This is a genomic window from Glaciihabitans sp. UYNi722 (assembly GCF_040549465.1).
Taxonomy (GTDB): Bacteria; Actinomycetota; Actinomycetes; order Actinomycetales; family Microbacteriaceae; genus Lacisediminihabitans.
This window is the reverse complement of sequence record NZ_JBEPTL010000012.1, coordinates 56,541-78,704: the sequence shown is the minus strand read 5'-3', so window position 1 is coordinate 78,704 and position 22,164 is coordinate 56,541. Positions and strand designations below refer to the sequence as shown.

The following is a 22,164-nucleotide window of genomic DNA, read 5'->3' as shown; positions in this document are numbered from 1 at the left end:
ACGCAGGAGATCGGCGTCGGGAACGCTATTGCAGTGACGAACGGGGCACTTTCGGCACCGATCTCCTGCGTTTTCGGAGCACGGATGCGGATGCCGCGACCGGCGCCCCCGATAGCGCTCGCATCGCGGCTCGTCATCTGGCAGAATCGGCAGCACCAACAACTTCCTGCCATGAGGAGGAATCATGCTGAAAAAAGTCGTGCTGCTCGCCCTACCCGGGGTCGCCCCTTTCGAGTTCGGTGTCGTCTGCGAGGTTTTCGGAATCGACAGGTCGGACAGCGGCGGTCCCCTCTTCGACTTCACCATCGCGACAGCGACGCCGGGACCTGTTCGCACCAGCCTTGGATTCGACATGATGATCGAGCAGGATCTGAGCGTCGCAGCCGACGCCGACCTGATCGCGGTGCCCGCCCACGCGATCGAGTCCGTCGACGAGGCGTTCCTCGAGGTGATCCGCGCCGCGGAGGCTCGCGGCGCCTGGGTGCTCAGCGTCTGCAGCGGGGCATTCGCACTCGCCCAGGCCGGCATCCTGAATGGTCGCCGCAGCACGACGCACTGGATGCACGCCGACCGGCTCGCAGCCCAGTTCCCCGGTACGACTGTCGACGCCGACGTTCTCTACGTCGAGGACCGCAAGGTCGTGACGAGTGCGGGCACGGCCGCCGGCATCGACGCGGCACTGCACATCGTGCGCAAAGAACTAGGCGCGGCCGTAACCAACGTGATCGCCCGCCGCATGGTGGTGCCGCCGCAGCGCGACGGCGGGCAGGCGCAGTACATCGACTTCCCGATCGCCGAGAACTGCTCTGACTCGTTCGCGGCCGTCACCGACTGGATGCTGGGCAACCTCGGCGAGGACCTCACCATCGACCAACTGGCCCGCAAAGCCCTGATGTCCTCCCGCACTTTCGCCCGCCGGTTCAGGGCCGACATGGGCACGACGCCGGCTGCCTGGCTGAACCGCCAGCGCATCATCCGCGCCCAGCACCTGCTCGAGCGCACCGAGCGGAGCCTGGAGTCGATCGCTGCCGACACCGGCTTCGGCGCCGCTGCGGTCATGCGCCACCACTTCCTCAAAGTGCTGCAGACCACGCCGACCGCCTACCGGCGTGCTTTCGGCGAGCGCGTCGCGAGCTGAGGGTCGCTGCGCACCGCCTCACTCGCTGCCTGGGGTTCCCTCACCGAAAAGGCCCTCACCGAAAACGCCTGTCGACGAAAACGTCCGTTGCCGAAAACGCCCTTCGCCGAAAACGCAGGAGATCCGCATCGAAAATGCCGCTGACGGTGTCACAACCGACCGTTTCGCACGGATGTCCTGCGTTTTCGGCCGAGCGCACGGTACGGATGCGTGCGTCGATATGCGGCCAGCGCCACGTCGTCCGCAATGGCCCGCCTGATGGCGGCGAGCACGCGAGGCCAGTCGCCATAGATCTGACGGTAGGTGTAACGCAGCACCCGGTCGCCGTCGATCCCCATCGTCGTGTCTCGATCATGATCCGACTCATAGGTGCTGTCGCTCTCGCCCGTCCATCCGGGATCGTGCTGCGCACCGTCGATCTCGACGTAGACGCGCGCTGACACTCTGAAATCGAGCCGTCCGACGCCGGGCACGTACACCTGCTGCACGCAGGAAACCCCCGCATCGCCGAACCACAATCGTACAAAACTCTCGCCGTGTGACTCGTCGAGCGCGCTGACTAATCCACGCCACGGCCGAACACGCACAGGGGCGCGATCGAACACTGCATCCAGTCGCGCCGCGCTGACCTGGCGATGCCGAAGAGCCGCACCGCAGCAGGCAACCGCGATCTCGCGCGATTCCTCCAGAAGCACCGCGAGAAGTGCCTCGTCGATCGACACCCGCCAACTCGTGCCACCACGCGCCGGACGGTCGATCCAGTGCACTCGCACCGGATCGATCACACCGAGCCGTCGGCTGCGATCGCCGGGTGTGCGCAGCCTGCTGGCCGTGTCCACCACCGCCACGTGCAGCTCGGGACGACGAGGGACTCGCAGCCCATAGCTTTCGAGCGCGGAGAGCGACGTCAGCCGGCCGCCCACGCGAACGGCGTGAACGGCCGACTCCGGCGCATCCGGTACCGAGTACCAGCCCTGACGTACCCGGAAGATGCGACGCGCGGCGAGCGACTTGCAGATGGCGCTATCCGAGTATCCGTACGCCAGAAGGTCACGCCGTCGCAAAAAGAACCCGCTACGCCGAAGGCGCGAATCGATCGACTCCATCGCAGCAGAATTGCGGATCCCGCGGCATCCCCCACGGCTCTCGCCGGATCAGTGGAGGCGCCGTCGAAACCGCCCCCTGTGGAGGAGTTGCCCACCGGACGCCCTCCCCGAAAACGCAGGAGATCGGCGCGTCCACAGTCGTATGAACGTTCCACCGGCGCATAGACGGCTGATGTCCTGCGTTTTCGGAGAGGCGGAGAGGCGGAGAGACGCAGGAGCGGAGGGCAAGGGAGCGGACGGGCCGGCGGACGCGCGACGACAGTGCCCGCGCTACACGCCCGTCGTCGCGAGAAACAGCGTGCCGTCGCCGGTGAAACGCAGCGTGGCCTCGTCGGGCGTGACGTAAAACACGTCACCACGCCCCAGGTTCGCCGATGACGCCTCCCCGGCCAGAGAAACCGACCCAGCCGTGCAGATCGCGATCGCCGGCCCCGTGATCTGATAGCTGGCGTCCACCGCGGAGCCGTGCACCCGCACCAGCACGAAGTCGGGCACGTCGGGCGTGAACTCCTCGATGCCCTCGGCGGGCATCGAGGGACGCAGGTACGGCACCGGAACCGGCGTGAAGTCCAGCACCCCGAGCAGTTCGGGCACGTCGATGTGTTTCGGCGTGAGACCTCCCCGCAGCACGTTGTCGGAGGCCGCCATCAGCTCGACGCCGAGGCCGTCAAGGTACGCGTGGATGTTTCCGGCGGGAAGGTAAAGCGACTCCCCCGCAGTCAGCGTCACCCGGTTGAGCAGCAGTGAGATCACGATGCCGGGGTCGCCGGGATATTCGCCGGCGAGAGTGCGAACGGTGTCGAGTTCTGCGGCGTGATCCGGCAGCGATGCGGATGACGCGAGCACCGTCACCAGCGAGACGAGCGTGGGAACGCCTGCGCCGCTCGAGATCAGCCATTCGAAGGTGGGTCGAAGTCCGGCATCCAGGTATTCGAGAAGGCCTTCGAGCGGCTCCGGCTGCGGGTCTTCGAGCTGCCGCGACGCGTCGACCAAGGCATGCACCAGGGTGCGCACCTCGTCGAGCGGTCGGAATCCGCACAGCGCGCCGAAACTGGGGCTGAGCGCGTAGATCAGTTCGGGTTTCGCTGAGGCGTCCTTGTAGTTGCGCTCCGCGGCATCCAGCGGCACGCCGGCCGTGTTTTCACGCTCGAAGCCGGCTCTCGCCTGCGAAGGTGTGGGGTGAGCCTGCAGCGACAGCGGTGATGCGGCGGCCAGAATCTTGAGCAGGAACGGCAGTCGTCCGGATGCCGCGAACGGTCCGAGCGTGGTCGCAGGGTCTGCGGCGATCCAGACCGCGAGATCTGCCGCGCCGCCGGTCTGCGATGGATCGAGGATCACGCTCGGGGACCCGGGATGCGCACCGAGCCAAAGCTCGGCTTCCGGTTGGCCGGATGGCGTGCGTCCGAGCAACTCGGCGATCGCCGTGGTCGAGCCCCAGGCGTAGGGGCGTGGGGTGTTGGTGATGCCGACAAACATCCGTCTGTTCCTTAGCTGATCTACAAAGGCGGTTCCCGCGGCGCGGAACCCGATTAGACAAAAGTACCAAGCACCTTGGGGCCTCCCAGCACGCCCCCCTAGGCTCCTGTCGTGGTCGGCGCAGGTGGCCGACATCTAACGTGAAGCAACGGAGCAAAAATATGTCGTCATTCGAGCCCATTCCGAGCGATTTCTACGGCTACGAGAACGCCCTGACGGATCGCGAGAAGCAGCTCATCGTCGAGTTGCGCGCTTTCCTGGAGGCGGAGGTGCGCCCGATCATGAACGACCTGTGGTCGAAGGCCGAGTTCTTCCCGCGCTCCATCGTCAAGGGTCTCGCCGACCTCGGACTTTTCGGGCAGCCGTGGGAAGAGACCCGCCAGTTCGAGAACAGCGCCGTCTTTCGCGGGTGGGTGGCCCTCGAGCTCGCCAGGGTCGACGCGAGCGTCGCGACCCTGGTCGGCATGCAGAACGGCCTGGTCATGGGCTCCATCGCCGTGGCCGGCTCCCCGGAGCAGCGCGCAGAATGGCTGCCCAAGCTCGCGTCAGCCGAACTCCTCGGCGCTTTCGGCCTGACCGAGCCGCTCTCCGGATCCGATACCGCTCAGGGGCTGCAAACAGTAGCCACCCGCGACGGCGACAACTGGGTCATCAACGGTGCGAAGCGCTGGATCGGCAACGGCTCGATCAGCGACGTCACCATCATCTGGGCCAGGGATGCAGAAGACAACCAGGTGAAGGGTTTCATCGTCCCGACATCCACCCCCGGATATTCCGCGACGCGCATCGAGAACAAGCAGGCGCTGCGCATCGTGCAGAACGCCGACATCGTGCTCGAGAACGTGGTCGTGTCGGAGGCGAACAGGCTGCAGGGCTCCAAGTCGTTCCGCGAGACGGCTGCCGTGCTGCGTCTCACCCGCGCCGAGGTGGCATGGGCCGCCGTCGGCAACTCGATCGGCGCCTACGAAGCCGCCGTGAAGTATGCCGGCGAGCGCATCCAGTTCGGCAAGCCGATCGGCGGCCACCAGCTCATCCAGGAACTGCTCGCCAAGAGCCTCGGCAACATCACCTCGTCGATCGGGCTGGTCACGAGGGTCAGTCAGATGCTCGACGAGGGCGTTCAGCGCGACGAGCACTCCGCACTCGCCAAAGAGTTCGCCACCAGCCGCATGCGCGAGACGGTGGCCTGGTGCCGCGAACTTTTCGGCGGCAACGGCATCGTCATGGACTATGGCGTCATCAAATACTTCGCGGATGCCGAAGCCATCTACTCCTACGAGGGCACTCGCGAGATGAACACCCTCATCGTCGGCCGCGCCATCACGGGCAAGGCCGCGTTCGTCTAAAGTCTGGCCGCAGCATCCGCTCGCTCCGTCGGTCTGCTGAAAACGCAGGACATTCGACCCGAAACCCGCTCGCACGTCACGTTTCGCCATGTTCTGCCGACGATCTCCTGCGTTTTCAGCAGCCGAGCGGATGCCGCAGCCGCGTCCCAGACGACGCGAACCCCAGCCGGTACCCTCTACCCATGAGCAAACTCGATAGCCGCGGACTCCGCCTGGGGTTCGCGGCCTTGGCCTTGTTCACCGGTCTCGCCGGCGATTTCTGGCGCAACGCACTGAGCTGGTACGGCTACGGCATCATGGTCGCCATCGTCGTCGCCGGAACAGTCGTGCTACTCGTACACAATCGCGGGCGATTCCGTTGGGCGAGCCTCCCCTATCCGCTGCTCGGGTTCCTCCTCTTCTCCGGCCTGTCGATCGCCTGGTCGTTCTACCCGCTGTTCACCACCCTCGGCGTCTTCGTGCAGTGGATCACCGCCACATCCGCCGTCTCGATCGCCGTCACTCTGAGCTGGGCCGAACTTCTCACCGCCCTCGGCTGGGCGCTACGGTTCATCCTCGGCTTGTCGTTCATCTTCGAGTTCATCGTGTCGGTATTCATCCGCCAGCCGATCTATCCGGTCTGGCTCGTCGAGCATCCGGCCCACCCGGCGAAGCTGCTCTACTGGTCCCGTGACCTGCTGTTCTCGGGCGGCAAGATCCAGGGCATCATCGGCAACTCGAGCCTGCTCGCCATGGTGGCGCTCCTCGCTGTGATCGTCTTCGCCATCCAGCTGGCCTCCAGAAACCGCGAGCGCCGCAATACTGACCGTCACAGCGTCAGCCGCCTGTGGGGCTGGTTCTGGATGGTGGTGGCCGTTCTCACGATCGCCATCACCAAGTCCGCCACCATCTTCGTCGGTCTCGGCGCTGTGGTGGTCGTGGCGCTGGCCGTGCTGCTCATTCGGCAGGCACGCACCAGGCGCGGCCGCGTGCTCACCTACGGTGGCATCGGCATCGGGGTGGTGGCGATCGCCGCGCTTGGATTTGTTCTGCGCAACCCCATCCTCGGCATCCTCGGCAAGAGCGAGGACTTCACCGGCCGCTTCACGATCTGGGATGCCGTGATCGGGCTCGCCCAGCAACGACCGGCATTCGGCTGGGGCTGGCTCGGCTACTGGATCCCCTGGATTCCGCCCTTCAAGGGTCTCGTGAGGGCCGGCGGCGTCCAGGTCATGCACGCTCACGACGCCTGGCTCGACGTCTGGCTGCAGGTGGGCATCGTCGGCCTGGTGATCTTCGCCGCGCTCACCCTGTCGACGCTGGTGCGCTCCTGGATCATGGCCGCGGATCGCATCGTCACCACCCCCGGTTCCGTGGGTCACCACTCCTGGCTGGCGCTGCTGCCGCTCCTGATGCTCGTCGCGCAGCTCGTGCAGAGCATCGCGGAGAGTCGCATGCTCCTCGAGGGTGGCTGGATGCTTCTGGTGCTCTGGGCGGTCAAGACCAAGTTGAGTCCTATGTCCGCCGAATTCGCCGTGACAGGGCAGCGCGGCTCATGAGCATGCAGCAGCCTCGACATCCCGCGTTCACGGCGGTCGAGAATTTTTTCGGATCGCCGCGCTTCTCCGCCGCCCTGACGCAGACCATCATCGGCGCCGCACTGGGTTCGCTCTTCCTGCAGCAGTTGATCGGCTGGGCGGGTCTCCTCGCGATTCTGGGCACCCTCGTGGTGCTGGCGACGCTCTCGTTCCTGGCCCGCAGGGATACCGTCGAATGGCACGGCCTGCTGCCGATCTCACTCCTGATCTTCGTCGGCTGGGCAGCGATCTCCGTGTTCTGGAGCCAGTACCAGTGGGCGACCTTCGGCAGCGTGGTCTACTTCGGCACTGTGACCGTGCTCGGCATCTACGTCGCACTGATCCGTGACACGATCCAGATCGCGAGGGCATTCGGCGACGTCTTGCGCGTGGCGCTCGCACTCTCCCTCGTGCTGGAGATTTTCTCCGGCGTTCTGATCGACGCGCCACTGCGGTTCCTCTACATTCAGGGCAACCTCGCCCAGTTCGGCCCGATCCAGGGCATCTTCGGCACCCGCAACCAGCTCGGCGTGATCGCCCTGGTCGCGATCGTCACCTTCGTCACGGAACTCCGCACCCGCTCCATCCAGCGTCCCATCGCCATCGGATCCCTGGTGCTCGCCGCGCTCATGCTCGCACTCTCCCGCTCGCCGGTCGCCTTCGGCACCTTCGTCGTGGTCGCCCTCGCCGCGGCCGCTCTCTACGGCCTGCGTCGCGTGTCCGCGGAGCGCAAGAGGTTCTGGCAGATCGGTCTCCTCGCTCTCACGATCGCCGTGGGCGCGGCGGCCTGGGCCGCGCGAACCCCGATCATCAATGCCCTGAGCGCCAGCGCCGAACTCAAGCTGAGACTGCAACTCTGGCAGCCGATGCGCCTGCTCATCCCCCTGCACGAGCTGGAGGGTTGGGGCTGGATAGGCCACTGGCGCGAAGACCTCCCACCGTTCCAATTCATCCCGGATGTCGCCGCCACCCCCGCCTCCGGCATGAACGCCTACCTCGATGTCTGGCTCCAACTGGGCCTCGTAGGCCTCGCCGCCTTCGTCGGACTGGTGGCGCTCACCTTCATCCGCTCCTGGCTGCTCGCCTCACGCCAGCGCAGCTTCGTCTACGCCTGGCCGGCTCTCGTGCTCGTGGTATTGCTGGTCACAGGCTTCGCCGAGAGTTCGATGCTGGTGGAATTCGGATGGCTCACCTTCGTGGTCTGCTGCGTGAAGGCATCGCGAGAGCTGAGCTGGCGGAAGGCGTTTGCGGCGACCCGAGTCGCATTCGAATAGGTCAGCGGCTCGCGCCGTGTCGCACAAGAGCCAACTCTTGCTCGATCAAGTCGGAAGCCACCATCATGCGAATTAATTCATCAAACTCGACGGACGGCTGCCATCCGAGCTCGGTTCGGGCTCTCGTCGCGTCCCCGATCAGATGGGTCACTTCAGCCGGGCGGAGGTAACGTTCGTCGACTCCGACCCACGGAGTCCAATCTTCGATTCCAATCTCGCCGAATGCGACATCGAGCAAGTCGCGGATGGAGTGCGCCACGCCGGTAGCGACCACGAAGTCCTCCGGTTCATCCTGTTGCAACATGAGCCACATCGCCTCGACGAAGTCGCCTGCGAAACCCCAGTCTCGCCGGGCGTCGAGGTTGCCAAGAACGAGCTTTTTCTGCTCGCCGAGTGAGATCCGCGCAACGGCCTGCGTCACCTTGCGCGTCACGAACTCCGGACCCCGCCGGGGCGACTCGTGATTGAAGAGGATACCGCTGGACGCATGGAGACCGTAGGACTCCCGGTAGTTGATGGTCAGATGATGCCCGAAGACCTTGGCGACTCCGTACGGTGAGCGAGGCCAGAGCAAGGTCGATTCGGTTTGAGGAACCTCTCGTACCTCTCCGAACATTTCGGAACTGGAGGCCTGGTAGAACCTCACTCGTGAGAGGTCGGTTCCAGCCCACATACGGATTGCTTCCAGCAGGTTCAAGACGCCTTTCGCCGTGACATCCGTCGTGAGAACGGGGTTCTCCCACGAATAGGGCACGAAAGAGATTGCGCCGAGATTATACACCTCATGGGGGTCTGACAGCTCGAGCGCGCGCACCAAGCTGGAAATGTCTGTGAGGTCGCTTTTGAGAAGCGTTATCCCTGGAACAGTGTCACGCACGAGGTCGTACTTGGGGTTGTCCTGCCCTCGAATGAGGCCGAAGACCTGGTATCCCTTCGACTGAAGGAGCTCTGCGAGATACAGTCCATCCTGGCCGGTGATACCTGTGATTAAGGCTCGCTTCATTCTCTGCCCTGCTCTGTTGTCTCGGGATATGTGGACTGTGCCGAACCGTTCGAACGCGAAAGTTAGCCTAACCGGGCGGATCAATCCCTCTGGACCATGTCCTCGACAGTCGGCGCTTTCCGCAGAGTACGCAATCGGGCAGCGGCCCGGGTGCGAAAGCGCTAGAAGGTTCCGGCCATCGCACTCCAGCCGGACCCTATTGCGCGCGGGGCCAGCCAGCCGCCCCGTCCATCCCCTGGGTAGAGGATCAGGTTCCCGAGACCGTCAATCGCCAGTACATCGGGATGCCCGTCACCATTAATGTCGCCAGCGTTCATCACGGATGGGAAGGTACCCCAGCCTGAGCCAATCTGAACTCGGGGCAACCAACCGCCAGCGTCCGAGCCCGGATACAGCCACAGGGCGGAACTCTCTCGTGCAATGATGTCAGGGTGGCCGTCTCCATTGAAGTCGCCGCCGGCAATGATCGTCGAGAAGACATTCCATTGGGAACCGATAGTGGATCGGGCAAGCCAGCCGCCCTTTCCGTCGCCGGGATAAAGCCAGAGTAGGCCAGCGGTGTCGCGAGCCACCACGTCCGGATGCCCATCGCCGTTGAAGTCGCCCACTCCCGCAATCGCGGTGAAGACGTTCCACCCGGTACCCACCGGCTGGCGCTCGCCCCACCCTCCTTTCCCATCACGAGGATAGAGCCAAAGTGTGCCAGCGTCATCACGCGCGAGCACGTCTTCGAATTTATCACCGCTGAAATCACCGGCACGGACTAGTGAAGTGAAGCTGCTCCACCCATTTCCTACGAGAATCCGTGGCGACCACACGTCGGCGTTTCGCGGGTACATCCAGAGCAACCCCGATGTGTCGCGTGTGAGAACGTAGTGCGCAGGGTCTGGGGAGGTCATGGGTGCGATCAATGTCGGCGGCGTTGCCGGAGGAGGCTTGGTCGGCAAGGTCGGTGAGGTCGTCACCGCCTCGCTGACTGACCCGGCAACGAGCCCATTTCCGACGATGGAGCTGCTTTGCCATCCTTTGCCGATCATGGATGAAGCGAGCCAGCCACCACGACCATCACTCGGATAAACCAGCAGGGCTCCATCGCTGGTCCGTGCCATGATGTCGGGATTGCCGTCCCCGTTGAAATCTCCTCCCGCGAAAACAGCGGAGAAGTCACCCCAACCGGAACCAACCTTCACGGGTGGGCGAAGCGGGCCGGCTCCGGTGCCTCCGTGAAGCCACAGGTCGCCCGCGGCATCTCTCACCAAGAGATCGGGGTGGCCGTTTCTATCGAAATCACCCGCGTCCACGATTGCGGTTGCCGAGTCAAATCCGGTGGCGAGTTGCACGCGCGATTTCCAGCCCCCCTGGCCATCTCCGGGATACAACCAGAGAATACCCGCCGGCGTCCGAGCGAAAACGTCTGGGTTTCCGTCGCCCGTGGAGTCGTACCCTCCGACTATCGCGGTGAAGTCCCCCCAGCCGCTGCCCACTTGGCGAGGAGGCAACCAGAGTCCGCTGTTCAAGCGCCCATACATCCACAGGATACCGGCGGCGTCTCGCGCCATGACTGCCTGCGTGCCGTCGCCGGCGAAGTCACCCGCGCGGAATACGCCCGAGAAGACGTTCCAGCCAGAGCCGATCTGGCGCGGCGAATCCCATGTTCCTGAACCAGTCTCCGGATACATCCACAGAACGCCACCAGCATCTATCGAGAGGACATACTGGCTCGGGTCGTGCATGGGAGCGGCGGCGCTGGATCCAAACCAGGAGTTGTAATACACCCAAAAATTGCGGTTTCCGTAGGAGGAACAACCGTCGCCGAGTCCGGTCAGGGTGCTGAGCGCTGCAGGATTGGGCTGGTACGGGGTGTAGTTGTACAGAGCAGCCGTCGCGAAGTTCTGCACCGACACAGTGGCGCTTCCGCACGCTGCATTTGGGTTGAATCGGATGTTGAGCGCGCCCGGCTGCATTCCAAACTTGCTCGCCCTGTACGTCTTGAGTTGCAGCGCGGCGGAATAGATCTGGTTTCCAAACCCGAGGGCGGTGGGTGCACAGGGTGCCGAGTCAGAACAGGCCAGACCCATGGCGCGATCTAACGCCTCCATCGACGGGGCTTGCTTCGAAATCAGACCCTGTTCTTTTTGAAGGGTCACCAGGATGACTCGAGCGCTGATGCCACAAGCAACTTGGGCGCGATAGATGATCTCCGAGGCTGAGAGGCGCCCTCCCTGAAACGCGTCACACCGAAGGAGGCCCGTCCTGTCGGAGACAATACGCGCACGGTTCGATACGTCCACGACAAGCACGTTGAGGCACAGGCCGTTCTGGCAGGAACCGATCTTCGCATCGAGGAAGGTTTGAATTTCGGGCTGGGTCATTGCTGCGCCGTCATAGAAGCTGGCATCGTTGATGACGTTTCCAGCAACGAAGTCGCTACCTGATACCGCGCCGGCTCGCGCAGGTGTGAAAGCGGCGAGCGCTATCGCGATGAGGGAGACGATCACCGTCGCCGCCACACCAGACTGCAAGGAGATGCGCGCAAGCCCCGTCCGACCGAACATCGCCGCCATAACTGCCTCCCGCCCAGACCTTTTGAATCCTAGCCACTCCCACTTCTGCTCGAAAGAACCCCGAGCGGGGGGCAGACGGTTGGACATTCTTCGCGATGTCCGTCGGGCCAAAAGACCCAGAACGACCAGCCCAGGACCGTTGGCGGACCGGCCTTCGGACCTGGTCGACCTCCGGCTGTCACCGTGACCGCCCCAGACTGCCTATGGGGCGCCGACATAACGCATATCCGGATGTTCTCCGGATGGGTTTACGCCGCCTCCTTCTTGACCGATGTGTTCGCCCCCGCGTCGTGGGCCGACAACTATCGACCAGCCTGAACACCCATCTTGCCCTCGACGCATTGGAGATGGGGACGTGGACCCGTCGCCGGGCGGGCCGGGACCAGTCCCAGTTGATTAATCACAGCGACGGCGGAGTTCAATATCGAGCCATTCGATACGCCGAACGTCTCACCGACGCCGAGACTGTCGCCTCGATCAAGTCCAAGGGCGACGGCTGAATACAATCGACTGGTTCAACCACCGGCGACTTCGCTGAGAGATCGGCTATCGACCTCCGATTGAGGTTGAGAACGAGCTCCTGAACAGCAGCACCCGGCCATCACATCGATGGAGCGGGATAACCGGCCCTCCACAAAACGCGGGGCTTGACACTTCTCCCCCAAACACTTTCATCCCTCGAAGCACGGCGTGAAATACCCAATTCGACGACGTTACACACGTGTGGAACACGTCTCTTCCGTCCGTGCGGGATGAGGTGCAGTTCACTGCAAATCGTGGGGACGACTGTGCGATCTAGGTCTAATGCCAATCGCCTCTCACCGGAATATTCTTGACAGGAACCGCAAGTCCAGGCAGGTCCAGGTAGGGCGTTCCTGGGGCCAGCTGGCCGAACGGGGGCCTTCCCTGATCAGGGCCGAATGATGGAAGCGACGCGCCGTAATTCCAGAGCGTCTCTTGGATTGGGCGATAGCATCCCATCGTTGTCACAGGGTCGAATGCCTGAATGGTTCCGAGCGCCCTCAATCCGTTCGCGTCGTTTCTCCACACGGGTCCGCCGGCGTCACCGAGGCCAGTCTTCATCTCGGCGCATAGCAAAGTCTGTCCCCGGAAATCGACTGCGCCGACTATCCGACCCTCGGTCCACCCTGTCCCGATACCCATCTTTCCTATCAGCATGCCTGCAGACTGTTGATCGGATGGCATCCAGCCGACAATCGCGCCTGTGCCCGGCTGCGCGCCTGTGAGCGGGTCGCGGACAACTTGAAAAGCATCGTCGCCCGGATTTTCGCGAATAAGCGCGTTCCCGTCCGGTTCCGACTTGGAGACCACGTAACCGAAATTGCGATCAGACCCGCGGACGCTGGAGAAGATGACTGAACATGCCTTGGGTCCGAGAATGAACACACCTGAGTCCCCCCGGATCACGTACCCCCCAGTACACGCGCCCTCGACACCGCCCGAGGCGGTGCCCCCATTGCTGAAGATCACTGGATCCCCCGGTAGGAACGCATAACCCGATTGAGTCTCGTCGGCAAAACCGGGGCTGGCCGCGACCCCAGACATGGCGATGAGAGCGGAACAGATTAGGGTTCCGATCGCGGTTCGAATTATGACTGGTGTGTTCATAACGGGAGGCTACCCGCTCTCGTGGCTGACTCAACTACACGACGGCACCAGCGCGTCCCGCGGGACTGCCGTCCTCCCATTCTTGCCTGGATGGTTTACGGCTCTAACGTGCCGGTTGAACAGAGTAGAGGAGGTGTGTTCGGCAATGGCGTCGCCTGGCCATTCTACTTCCATAGGAAGACCGACGCGACATACTGAGACCACTTTTACCGCGACGATGGCATTCATCGGACCTTTTTAGAACAAGCAACGGCCCGCTCTCAGCCCAGAGCACACCAATCCGCCGCCGCTATCTTCCACGACCGCCGCCATTCGGTTGAAATGGGGCCCCACCCGATTCACACCGCTTGCGCCTAGGAAGAAGGGACCGAAGGAGTTGGCTGCCCGGCTAGGTCACTTTAATCTAGAGCTCGGAGCGATGTGCCAGAGCGATCAGCTCGCGAAGCCACCCAAGAGTCCATGGCTTTGGCCATGAGCGGGTGAGCGAGCCCAAAGGCGCGGAGGTCATCGATCCCCACCGGCAGACTTCCGTAGAGCGCAGCGAGCTTGTCGATCGAATCGGGCGGATGGCCCATGCGCGACATGCCCACGAGGTTTACCCCGTGAACTCGTGCGGGGTTCCCGAATGCCTTCGCGAACGGTGGGATATCTCGTGTTACGACCGATCCCATCCCGACGACCACCCCGGCGCCCAGAAAGGTTCTTTGGTGAACCACTGTCCCGAGCCCAAGGTTGGCGCCCTCCCCGACAGTCACGTGCCCGGCAAGCAAAACACTCGAGGCAAGGGTGGCACCGTCACCAATCGAGCAGTCGTGTGCAACGTAGCACTGGTTCATAACAAAGAGGTCGTTCCCCAGTATTGTGCGCGCGGCCCATCCCTGGTGAACCTGCGCGTGTTCCCGGATCACGTTTCGATCACCAATCAGCACACCGCCGCCCGCGATCGGTGCGTCCGGGGGTGTCGGGTGTTTCCAGCCACGCACCTCCGGGGTTGCGCCGATCACGGCGCCAGCCCCGATCCAGTTGTCATTCCCGATGATTGTCGAGCTGTTGATCACCACGAATGGCCCAACAGTATTTCCGGTGCCGATTACGACATCGGGCGCAATCTGGGCGGTGGGGTGTATCGCGTTCACGATCGAGCTTCTTTCATTCCAGCGCATGTGCGGGCCTGCAACACGCGGGCGAGAGGCTAGGTTATAGTTGCATGCTCCTAAAGAGCGCGTCACACCCCTATTCTCATGAGGTTCCATGATTCCAATCTCCTCCGTCCAGTTCGGATCCGAAGAGGAGGAACTGGTGATCGAAGTATTGCGATCCGGCTCCATCGCGCAAGGCCCGATGGTCCAGAGATTCGAGCGTGAGTTTGCCGCACTGTGCGGTGTGAAGCACGCCATCGCGGTCAATAACGGTACGACCGCCCTGGTCGCGGCGCTAGATATCCTCGACCTTCGGCCGGGCGATGAGGTCATAACGACCCCGTTCACTTTTGTTGCAACGGTCAATGCGATTCTCGAAGCGGGGGCGACAGCGACCTTCGCCGACATCAACGAAGATGATTTCAACATCGACCCGTCCTCGGTGGCCGACCGCGTGACGGAGCGGACTCGAGTCATCATGCCCGTGCATCTGTACGGCCAGATGGCCGACATGGATCCCCTCGTGGCGTTGGCAAAAGCCCATGAGCTGTCGATCCTCGAGGACTCCGCTCAATCGCACGGTGCGACCTACCGCGGCAAGTCCGCCGGAAGCTTCGGCCTCGGATCCTTCTCCTTCTATGCCACCAAAAACCTGACAACGGGGGAAGGTGGGATGATAACGACGGACGACGACGATGTCGCTGACCGGCTCCGCGTTCTTCGCAATCAAGGAATGCGCGAAAGGTATGTCTACGAAATCGCAGGGCACAACTACCGACTGACCGACCTCCAGGCGGCCCTGGCCATTCCGCAACTCGCTCGATATGACATGACCGTCGACAAGCGGCGGTCGAATGCCGATGCCTTGTCTGCCGGACTAGCCAGTATTGTGGGGATTGAGGTACCGCGACAATATCCCGATCGCCGACATGTATGGCACCAGTTCACGATTCGAGTAACCGATGAGTGCGCGCTCTCCCGGGACGAAATGGTCGCTTCGCTTCATCGTTCAGGAGTCGGCGCAGGGGTTTACTACCCGCGACTGCTCTTTGACTATGACGCATACCGCGACCATCCTGCGGTTCTCAAGAGCGATGTTCCCATCGCAAGGCGGGTTGCCTCCCAAGTCATCTCGCTTCCGGTTCACCCACTACTTTCCGCGGACGATATTGCTACTATCACCGAGGTCGTCGCGACGGCAGCATCTACCTGATGGCGGCTCAGAGCAGGGTGATTCTGGTGGGAGCCGGAAACATGGGGCTCAATCATGCTCGCGTCGTGTCGCAGTCAGAGCGGGCGAGCCTCGCGGCCGTCGTCGACCCTCGGGAAGACGTTGGCCGTGAAGCTGCCGCGCGATTCGGCACTGTTTGGCTCCCCGAACTGCCCGATCTCTCCGGCGTCGACGGCGTCATCGTGGCAGCGGCCACTGAAGCTCACCACCCGCTCGCTATGCAGGTACTCAACTCCGCGACACCGCTCCTAGTGGAAAAGCCGGTCGCGGACAATATCCTCCGCACGGAGGAGATCCTCTCGTTGGCGGATCGCCTCGACCTGCCGTTCATGTGCGGGCTCCTCGAACGTTACAACCCCGCAGTCCTGACAGCGCGCAGCATCTTGGATCACCCTTTCCACGTGACGGCGACGCGCCATTCGCCCTACGCTCCGCGGATCAAAACTGGTGTGGCATGGGATTTGCTCGTACACGATGTCGACCTCTCCATCCTTCTCCTGGGAAGCAGCCCGCAGGTCGTCAATTCGGCTCTTGGCCATTTTCATCCGCGGTCCGGAACGGCAGCGGAAGATGTGGCAGAAACTCTTCTCGAGTTCGACAGCGGCGCGATCGCCCATGTTTCAGCGAGTCGCGTGGGCCACAGGAAAATCCGTCTACTATCCATCTACGAACTCGACAAACTGATCGAAGTAGACCTCCTGCGACGGGATGTGACCGTTTATCGACACGTCTCCGAATCCGCTGACGTGGAGGGGCGCGGCTACCGTCAGCAGACCGTCATCGAAATTCCCGAACTTCTGACGTCCGAGGAACCATTGACGACGCAGTTCGAGCGTTTCCTAGACATCATCGACGGGCGCGTCGACGCAGCCGCAGAAAGAGGAACGATTCTTCCACCCCACCTGGTGATCGATCAGGTTACGGCTACGAGACGCGCTGACTAGCATGGCCCACAACGAGCCCGTCGGCCGGCAAGCCCCCCGCCTAGTCAGCCCGTGGCGCCAGCTCTGGACCCACAGCCTCTTCCGCTACGGCATGGTGGGAGGGCTAAGTTTCATCGTTGATTTCGGCTTGGTCTGGCTTCTTCACGTCGCGACCGGATGGCCCCTGTGGCTGGCTACTGCCTGTGCGTTCATCGCCAGCTTCGGTGTCAACTACACGCTGCAGCGCCTTTTCTCTTTCTCGTCTCGAGCACGGCACGGGGGGGCTCTCGTGCGTTACTCGATACTCGTGGCCGCGAACACCGTATTCACCGTGGCACTGGTCTCGCTTTTCGATACCACTATCGTTGGCTGGGGCTGGGGCAAAGTGATTGCGACAATTCTCACGACCGTGGGTAATTACTTCGCGTACCGAATGTGGATCTTCCCGCCTCATCGAAACAACACGAAGGATCAATAGACGTGTACAGAGGAGCAACAATCGCGGCCGTCGTTCCAGCCTACAAAGAAGAATCGATGATCGCCCAAGTCATCTTTAGTATGCCCTCGTTCGTAGACCACATCGTCATCGTCGATGACTGCAGCCCGGATGACACGAGCGGGGCGGTGAATCGCACCAACGATGCACGGGTGACCCTCATCCGCCACGAGGTTAATCAAGGGGTGGGCGGCGCAATTATCACCGGGCACCGCTCTGCGATCGAACTCGGTGCGGATGTCAACGTCGTCATGGCAGGCGACGCTCAAATGGATCCGGAGTATCTTCCGCAATTGCTCGACCATGTCACGGCTGAGGGCTACGGATTCGCGAAAGCGAACCGATTCTTCGCGCCCGAATCATTTGCCGGCATGCCTCGTTATCGGGTTCTTGGCAACATCGTGCTGTCCTTCATGACCAAGATGACGTCGGGATATTGGCACCTGTTCGATCCGCAGAATGGATATACGGCGATCAGAACCGAGGTGCTCAAACGAGTACCGCTCGACCAGGTTTCGCGACGCTACAGCTTCGAGAACGACCTGCTCATCCATCTAAACATTCTCCAGGTTCCGGCTGTAGACGTTCCTATCCCCGCCGTCTATGGAAACGAAGTTTCCAGCATTCGGCTTGGCAAAGTCATCCCAGAGTTGCTCAATCTATTGTTCCGTGGATTTTGGAGGCGGATCTGGTACCGGTATGTTTTGTGGTCGTTCTCTCCCATCGCGCTCCTGCTAGTGATCGGCATGCTGCTCGTCGCCTTCGGACTCGGAGTTGCCGTTTGGGTGTGCTTCCAGATTGTGGCGTCCGTCGTAGCCACCGCCGCAACGGTGATGCTCGCGGCCCTTCCGCTGATGCTCGGTACCCAGATGTTGATCAGCGCGCTCCAACTCGACATTCAAGCTAGCCCTGCGACGCCGACATTCTTACCGTTCGAGGCGAATACCGGACCATTTTCTAAGTAACAGGAATGCCTTAGTCCGAGGTTGCACGCTAGCCGAAGATATTCCACCCGGAGCCGGCGATGGTGGAAGCCGAATACGCTGTGCCCAATCGACCCGCGTTGCCAGTGGACGCGTAATACAGCAGAGCACCGGCCGGGGTCACGGCAATCAGGTCGCCAGTTCTTCCTATAGAGTCATCTCCCGTTGCGGTCACGGTCTGGAAGACGTTCCATCCTGACCCTGTCTGGACTCCCGGCATGGATCCACTGGATGAGGCGGTCATTGCAGCGGTGCCCTGGTAAAAGAACAGGGACCCGTCGGGCCGCCGGGCAACGTAATCGGTGACACCGTCAGAGTTCGCGTCTCCCGCACTCACGAGCGTGCTCTGAGCACCCCACGCGCTCGAAGCAATGCTGACCTGTGGTGCAAACCACGGTGAGTCGGCGACGGTGCGGCGCACACCTCCGCCCAGAGAGAGAGAGCCGTCAATCCGCGTTGCCAACACATCAGCTCGCCCATCGAGTGTGAAGTCGCCCGCGATCAGCGAGCGCATGCCCGCCCATTCGCTTGCGCCGATCTGGACCCCTGGTTTGTAGGCTCCCGTTCCGGATGGGGAGATCACTCCAGTACCCTCATAGAACCACATCGTGTCATCATTCCGGATGCCGATGAGGTCACGAGTGCCGTTTCCATCAAAATCGCCCGCGTCGATGACCGCGGTGAACGCCTGCCATCCGGACCCGATCCTCAGGCCTGGCCGATAGCTCAGATTCACTCCTCCAGCGGATCCGTTTCCTTGGTAGAAGACCAGAGATCCGTCCGTTCCGACGCCAATCAGGTCGGGTTTTTTGTCGCCGTTGATGTCCCCAGCGCCAATAACAGCGCGAAAAACGTTCCACCCCGAACCGACAACCTGACCGGGGTTATATGCCGCCTTCGGCGCTGTCGAACCGGGGAGCAGCTTCAGGAGGCCACCGATCGACCGGACCACCATGTCCGGGTAGCCGTCACCGTTGGCGTCCCCGGCAGCGATGAGCAGATCCGAGGCCGTGATACCCGGTGCGTTCACCCGGACTCCAGCCGAGAATCCGGATCCTGTGCCCGCGTAGAACCAGATGGAACCATCGCTCCTCATTCCTAGCAGGTCATTGCGACCGTCTCGGTCGAGGTCACCCGGAGCCGCAACCTGAGTGAAGATGTTCCATCCAGGCCCGACCAGCATGCCCGGCATGAGTCCGCTACCACTCGGGCCCGACGTTCCCGTTCCGGCATATAGCCAGAGCGTCCCGTCGGACTTGCGAGCGAGAAGGTCAGCTTTATGGTCGCCATTCACGTCTCCCGGCGCAATGATCTGGGTGAAGATATCCCACCCGATTCCAATACGAACAGCTGCGCCGAACATCGCCGTTCCGGCGCCCCCATGCCCGGTGCCAGAGTAGAGGTAGAGTTGCCCGTCTGGTCGTCGAGCCAGGATATCGGCGTGACCATCACCATCCAGATCCCCGGCAGACACGATTTCGTTATACCCTGCCCAGCCAGTGTCGATTTTGATGCCTGCGTTATAGGTCGCTCCGCTCGCCTGCGGGCCAGTACCCGAATAGAACCAGAGAGATCCGTCTGGCTGGCGTGCCACGAGGTCCGGCTTGCCGTCGCCGTTAAAGTCGGCACCGCCCGCAATAGGTGCCGCCATCGCGACTCCTGCCGTAGCAAGCGCCTGAAGAGATGCGTAGCTACCATTTGAGACGTCCTGGTCCCCGGGAAATACTCCAGAACTCGCGAATTGCCAGAACGCATGCGTGCTCCACCCCGCAGGAAGAGTTCCCGGGCCGCTCTGAATGTTCGCTGGATAGCGGGCAATGAAGAGAGGGTTATTGGGGAATGCTGGGCTGTTGCCGGTGCACAGCGACCACCATCCGGTGGTGGTGTAGATCGCCGGCAGGACCCCCGACCGCGCCTTCACTGTGGCGGAGAAATCGGCGATCCAGGAGACCATCTGACTTGGTGTGAAACCGTAACAGGTGTTGGTTCCATCCTTAGCGGTGTAGGGGTCGTATTCGATGTCGAGCAGGGGAGGAAGGGTTCGGCCATCCTGCCGCCATCCCCCGCCGTTCGCCACGAAAAATTCTGCCTGCGCGGCGCCGGTCGACACGTTCGGAATGGCGAAATGATAGGCGCCCCTGATCATTCCGACGGCGAACGACCCGTTGTACTGCTGTGCGAACTGGCTGCTGCGATAGTTGAGATTCTCCGTTGCCTTCACGTAGGCGAATCGACCCCCGTTCGCCCATGCCGCATTCCAATCGACGTTCGTTTGCCATCCGCTCACGTCCATTCCCGGAACACCCGGCACCGCAGGGGCGACCGAATTCGGAGCGACCAGGGCCTTGCTCTCGAGCGGCGACGAGAAACCTGGCTCGTTGTCCGGGATAGTCGAGCCCATGGTGTGGTTTTGCGCCTCGTTCATGACCCCAATGCTCGGCTCAGCCGCGGGATCCGCGCTCGATTTCTGGCTTGGACTAGGGGCGGCAACCCCCGAAGGAGCCGACGCAGCAGCCGCGGTCATCGCACCACCGGTCAAGGACACCAGACTCATCGTGAGCGCAACGCAGATGCACACAACCGCCCCGGATCGCGTTCGCGTTCGCACCATAGCCCCCTTGGCTTAAACCTCCGCAGGCGGCTATGCAGCCGCCAGTTTGTCAACCCTACCTATGGAAGTCCGAATTCGTTGATTTCTCACTGGAAGTAGATGCCAGACTCGGCCGTACCGGGTCGACCGTCCCCATTCCAATGGCGGAGGCCGGAGTGCGCCCAAAGGCCGAATAAGTGCCAAACCACAGGATGATGAGCATAGCCATCGACACGCCCATAAGGACCAGCCAGATAACCACTCCGCCCGGCGGAGACCACAGCAAGGTTCTGAACATGAAGAGGGTATCCGAGCCCGGTAACGCATACCTCCGGATCGCTGTATCCATCGCGTAGAGCTGCCCGACGGTGACAAGTATGGCGACGATTGTCATGATCCGAGACGTGACTCGCGGGGGAATCTTTTCGAAAACACCGGTTGCACCGCTTGCAACTGCGGCGATGAGCAGCGCACAGACAATGGCGATCAAGGTGTAGCGTCCTTGCCAGATGTAGCCGGACCTCTGCACGGACGCAGCCTGGACGACGGCTGGAACTATGCTCACCGAAGCGAAAGCAAGAAACGCCGCGACGAGGGGCCTACCGCGCGCCGTTGAAAGAGCACCCACGATCACCAAGCCGAAGAGAGCGCACCAGGCGAAGTAAGTGAAGTTGGGGGCCGGGGTATCGAGCCAGCCGAAATACCCGACGAATCCGGGATCGGCGGATCTATCGAGCATCATGGTGGCAAGAGCACGCAAGGGATTTGTTCCTGCTCCGGGATACACTCCAAGCGAGCCGAGCGTCCCCGTCGTAATAACCCAGACTGCCGCGAAAACCGCCCCCGCTGCCATCGCGCCGAAAGCGAACCTCACGCGCCATTCTTTGAGGATTTCGAGAGTGTTATTCCAGGGAACGAACACGAGCACGGCGATCCCGATGAGCGCAAGCCACAGGAGCGAGAGCCCGCGCGCGTTCGCGAGCAGAATTCCGGCCGCGGTGGTGACGAGGAGAATGGCATTCCGGTTGAGGCTTACGAAGCGCAGTGAAAAGTACAACAGCCCAACCGCGAGAGCGGCCCCTGCCGCAATTTCCAATGAGTTCGGGCTTACCGAGCCGTTGAGAAATAGCACCATTGGCGTAAGAGCGGCGAAGAATGCGATCCCGGCGATGAGGCGAGGTGCCATGCGCAGCAGAAGTACGAAAACGAAGGCGAGGAAGAAACTGCTCAAGATCGCGCTGAGCGCCCGCATCGCCAACACTGCCAGCTGGGCATCGGGGACGAACAGGCTAGGCCAACCGATCAAGACGTAATAGACCGGGTTATACAAGCCGGCCGATGTCAACGCCGAGCGTAGTTCGAGTCCCGACTTGGTGGGCGGTGCGCAGGCAGCACTGACAGAGGAATTCATCATGAAGCACGGCCAGCTCGAAGCCTCGGACAAGCCGATCGGCACTTCGACGCTGCGATAGTAGGGTTCGTTAGCTCGCGCCCCGAGAAATTCGCCGCGCACGACAGAAGCAGCCTTGATGATGTGGGCAGGTTCGTCGGGGCTTCCCGCCAACGGGGTGGACGCCGCCCAAGCGAGAGAAGCCAGCGACAGCGCCAGCCAGGCAATCAAGAAGGTTGCCTTTCCCGAACCAGAGAGCCTCACGATTAGGTTTCGCACTAGCGACACGACCTCCAGCTAGATCTGGCAACGGAACAGTG

General features: G+C 62.2%; 17 protein-coding genes. 9 read left to right on the top strand and 8 right to left on the bottom strand.

Translation table 11 applies throughout. The features are described 5' to 3' along the window. Positions 1–184 precede the first annotated feature (184 nt). Positions 185–1,138, top strand: a complete 954-nt coding sequence (locus tag ABIB56_RS10560; RefSeq protein WP_354569165.1) for a GlxA family transcriptional regulator — start codon at positions 185–187, stop codon at positions 1,136–1,138. A 149-nt stretch (positions 1,139–1,287) separates the two neighbouring features. On the opposite strand, the gene ABIB56_RS10555 is transcribed toward ABIB56_RS10560, so the two are convergent. Both ABIB56_RS10555 and manA read right to left on the bottom strand, forming a co-directional pair. Next, positions 1,288–2,244 carry a DUF559 domain-containing protein gene (locus ABIB56_RS10555; RefSeq protein ID WP_354569164.1) on the bottom strand — a complete coding sequence of 319 codons (957 nt, stop codon included), beginning with the start codon at positions 2,242–2,244 and terminating at the stop codon, positions 1,288–1,290. 270 nt (positions 2,245–2,514) lie between these two features. Next, positions 2,515–3,720 (bottom strand): mannose-6-phosphate isomerase, class I, encoded by a 1,206-nt coding sequence (gene manA / locus ABIB56_RS10550; protein ID WP_354569163.1) that lies wholly within the window; start codon positions 3,718–3,720, stop codon positions 2,515–2,517. 161 nt (positions 3,721–3,881) lie between these two features. Between manA and ABIB56_RS10545 the strand changes: the two genes are divergently transcribed. The 3 genes from ABIB56_RS10545 (at position 3,882) to ABIB56_RS10535 (ending at position 7,896) form a co-directional block, all read left to right on the top strand. Then, positions 3,882–5,066 (top strand): acyl-CoA dehydrogenase family protein, encoded by a 1,185-nt coding sequence (locus ABIB56_RS10545; RefSeq protein ID WP_354569162.1) that lies wholly within the window; start codon positions 3,882–3,884, stop codon positions 5,064–5,066. Positions 5,067–5,248: 182 nt separating this feature from the next. Beyond that, entirely contained in the window at positions 5,249–6,604 is a 1,356-nt protein-coding gene (locus ABIB56_RS10540; protein ID WP_354569161.1) for an O-antigen ligase family protein, read from the top strand. Continuing rightward, positions 6,601–7,896 carry an O-antigen ligase family protein gene (locus ABIB56_RS10535; protein ID WP_354569160.1) on the top strand — a complete coding sequence of 432 codons (1,296 nt, stop codon included), beginning with the start codon at positions 6,601–6,603 and terminating at the stop codon, positions 7,894–7,896. Before ABIB56_RS10540 ends, ABIB56_RS10535 begins: the two co-directional genes overlap by 4 nt. A gap of 1 nt (position 7,897) precedes the next feature. Here ABIB56_RS10535 and ABIB56_RS10530 read toward each other — a convergent pair whose 3' ends face one another. Next, positions 7,898–8,899, bottom strand: a complete 1,002-nt coding sequence (locus ABIB56_RS10530; RefSeq protein ID WP_354569159.1) for a GDP-mannose 4,6-dehydratase — start codon at positions 8,897–8,899, stop codon at positions 7,898–7,900. A 161-nt stretch (positions 8,900–9,060) separates the two neighbouring features. Next, entirely contained in the window at positions 9,061–11,463 is a 2,403-nt protein-coding gene (locus ABIB56_RS10525) for an FG-GAP-like repeat-containing protein (RefSeq protein ID WP_354569158.1), read from the bottom strand. A gap of 290 nt (positions 11,464–11,753) precedes the next feature. Here ABIB56_RS10525 and ABIB56_RS10520 point away from each other — a divergent pair, with 290 nt between their 5' ends. Next, entirely contained in the window at positions 11,754–11,963 is a 210-nt protein-coding gene (locus ABIB56_RS10520) for a hypothetical protein (protein ID WP_354569157.1), read from the top strand. Positions 11,964–12,264: 301 nt separating this feature from the next. On the opposite strand, the gene ABIB56_RS10515 is transcribed toward ABIB56_RS10520, so the two are convergent. Both ABIB56_RS10515 and ABIB56_RS10510 read right to left on the bottom strand, forming a co-directional pair. After that, the gene (locus ABIB56_RS10515; RefSeq protein ID WP_354569156.1) at positions 12,265–13,092 is read right to left on the bottom strand and encodes a hypothetical protein; all 828 of its coding nucleotides are present in this window, start codon (positions 13,090–13,092) and stop codon (positions 12,265–12,267) included. Positions 13,093–13,490: 398 nt separating this feature from the next. Further along, entirely contained in the window at positions 13,491–14,228 is a 738-nt protein-coding gene (locus tag ABIB56_RS10510; RefSeq protein ID WP_354569155.1) for a UDP-N-acetylglucosamine acyltransferase, read from the bottom strand. Between the two features lie 115 nt (positions 14,229–14,343). Here ABIB56_RS10510 and ABIB56_RS10505 point away from each other — a divergent pair, with 115 nt between their 5' ends. Genes ABIB56_RS10505 through ABIB56_RS10490 form a run of 4 tightly spaced genes read left to right on the top strand, consistent with a single transcriptional unit; the run spans position 14,344 to position 17,846 of the window. Continuing rightward, complete coding sequence (locus ABIB56_RS10505) at positions 14,344–15,444, top strand: DegT/DnrJ/EryC1/StrS family aminotransferase (RefSeq protein ID WP_354569154.1); 1,101 nt, start codon at positions 14,344–14,346, stop codon at positions 15,442–15,444. Further along, positions 15,444–16,406 (top strand): Gfo/Idh/MocA family protein, encoded by a 963-nt coding sequence (locus tag ABIB56_RS10500; RefSeq protein WP_354569153.1) that lies wholly within the window; start codon positions 15,444–15,446, stop codon positions 16,404–16,406. Before ABIB56_RS10505 ends, ABIB56_RS10500 begins: the two co-directional genes overlap by 1 nt. Before the next feature lies 1 nt (position 16,407). Next, complete coding sequence (locus ABIB56_RS10495; protein ID WP_354569152.1) at positions 16,408–16,863, top strand: GtrA family protein; 456 nt, start codon at positions 16,408–16,410, stop codon at positions 16,861–16,863. Next, positions 16,821–17,846 (top strand): glycosyltransferase family 2 protein, encoded by a 1,026-nt coding sequence (locus tag ABIB56_RS10490; RefSeq protein WP_354569151.1) that lies wholly within the window; start codon positions 16,821–16,823, stop codon positions 17,844–17,846. The genes ABIB56_RS10495 and ABIB56_RS10490 overlap by 43 nt, the downstream gene beginning before the upstream one ends. Before the next feature lie 28 nt (positions 17,847–17,874). Here the strand turns inward: ABIB56_RS10490 and ABIB56_RS10485 are convergent, their stop codons facing one another. Together ABIB56_RS10485 and ABIB56_RS10480 are read right to left on the bottom strand one after the other, a co-directional pair. Further along, a complete protein-coding gene (locus ABIB56_RS10485) occupies positions 17,875–20,289 on the bottom strand; it encodes a GH25 family lysozyme (protein WP_354569150.1) in 2,415 nt (804 codons plus the stop codon). A gap of 241 nt (positions 20,290–20,530) precedes the next feature. Continuing rightward, positions 20,531–22,075 carry a DUF2142 domain-containing protein gene (locus ABIB56_RS10480; RefSeq protein ID WP_354569149.1) on the bottom strand — a complete coding sequence of 515 codons (1,545 nt, stop codon included), beginning with the start codon at positions 22,073–22,075 and terminating at the stop codon, positions 20,531–20,533. Positions 22,076–22,164: the final 89 nt, after the last annotated feature.

Excerpts from the sequence above, each read along its gene's own strand:
- ABIB56_RS10560 (WP_354569165.1), top strand. The coding sequence starts at position 185 with ATGCTGAAAAAAGTCGTGCTGCTCGCCCTACCCGGGGTCGCCCCTTTC.
- ABIB56_RS10555 (WP_354569164.1), bottom strand. The coding sequence starts at position 2,244 with ATGGAGTCGATCGATTCGCGCCTTCGGCGTAGCGGGTTCTTTTTGCGA.
- manA (WP_354569163.1), bottom strand. The coding sequence starts at position 3,720 with ATGTTTGTCGGCATCACCAACACCCCACGCCCCTACGCCTGGGGCTCG.
- ABIB56_RS10545 (WP_354569162.1), top strand. The coding sequence starts at position 3,882 with ATGTCGTCATTCGAGCCCATTCCGAGCGATTTCTACGGCTACGAGAAC.
- ABIB56_RS10540 (WP_354569161.1), top strand. The coding sequence starts at position 5,249 with ATGAGCAAACTCGATAGCCGCGGACTCCGCCTGGGGTTCGCGGCCTTG.
- ABIB56_RS10535 (WP_354569160.1), top strand. The coding sequence starts at position 6,601 with ATGAGCATGCAGCAGCCTCGACATCCCGCGTTCACGGCGGTCGAGAAT.
- ABIB56_RS10530 (WP_354569159.1), bottom strand. The coding sequence starts at position 8,899 with ATGAAGCGAGCCTTAATCACAGGTATCACCGGCCAGGATGGACTGTAT.
- ABIB56_RS10525 (WP_354569158.1), bottom strand. The coding sequence starts at position 11,463 with ATGGCGGCGATGTTCGGTCGGACGGGGCTTGCGCGCATCTCCTTGCAG.
- ABIB56_RS10515 (WP_354569156.1), bottom strand. The coding sequence starts at position 13,092 with ATGAACACACCAGTCATAATTCGAACCGCGATCGGAACCCTAATCTGT.
- ABIB56_RS10505 (WP_354569154.1), top strand. The coding sequence starts at position 14,344 with ATGATTCCAATCTCCTCCGTCCAGTTCGGATCCGAAGAGGAGGAACTG.
- ABIB56_RS10500 (WP_354569153.1), top strand. The coding sequence starts at position 15,444 with ATGGCGGCTCAGAGCAGGGTGATTCTGGTGGGAGCCGGAAACATGGGG.
- ABIB56_RS10495 (WP_354569152.1), top strand. The coding sequence starts at position 16,408 with ATGGCCCACAACGAGCCCGTCGGCCGGCAAGCCCCCCGCCTAGTCAGC.
- ABIB56_RS10485 (WP_354569150.1), bottom strand. The coding sequence starts at position 20,289 with ATGAACGAGGCGCAAAACCACACCATGGGCTCGACTATCCCGGACAAC.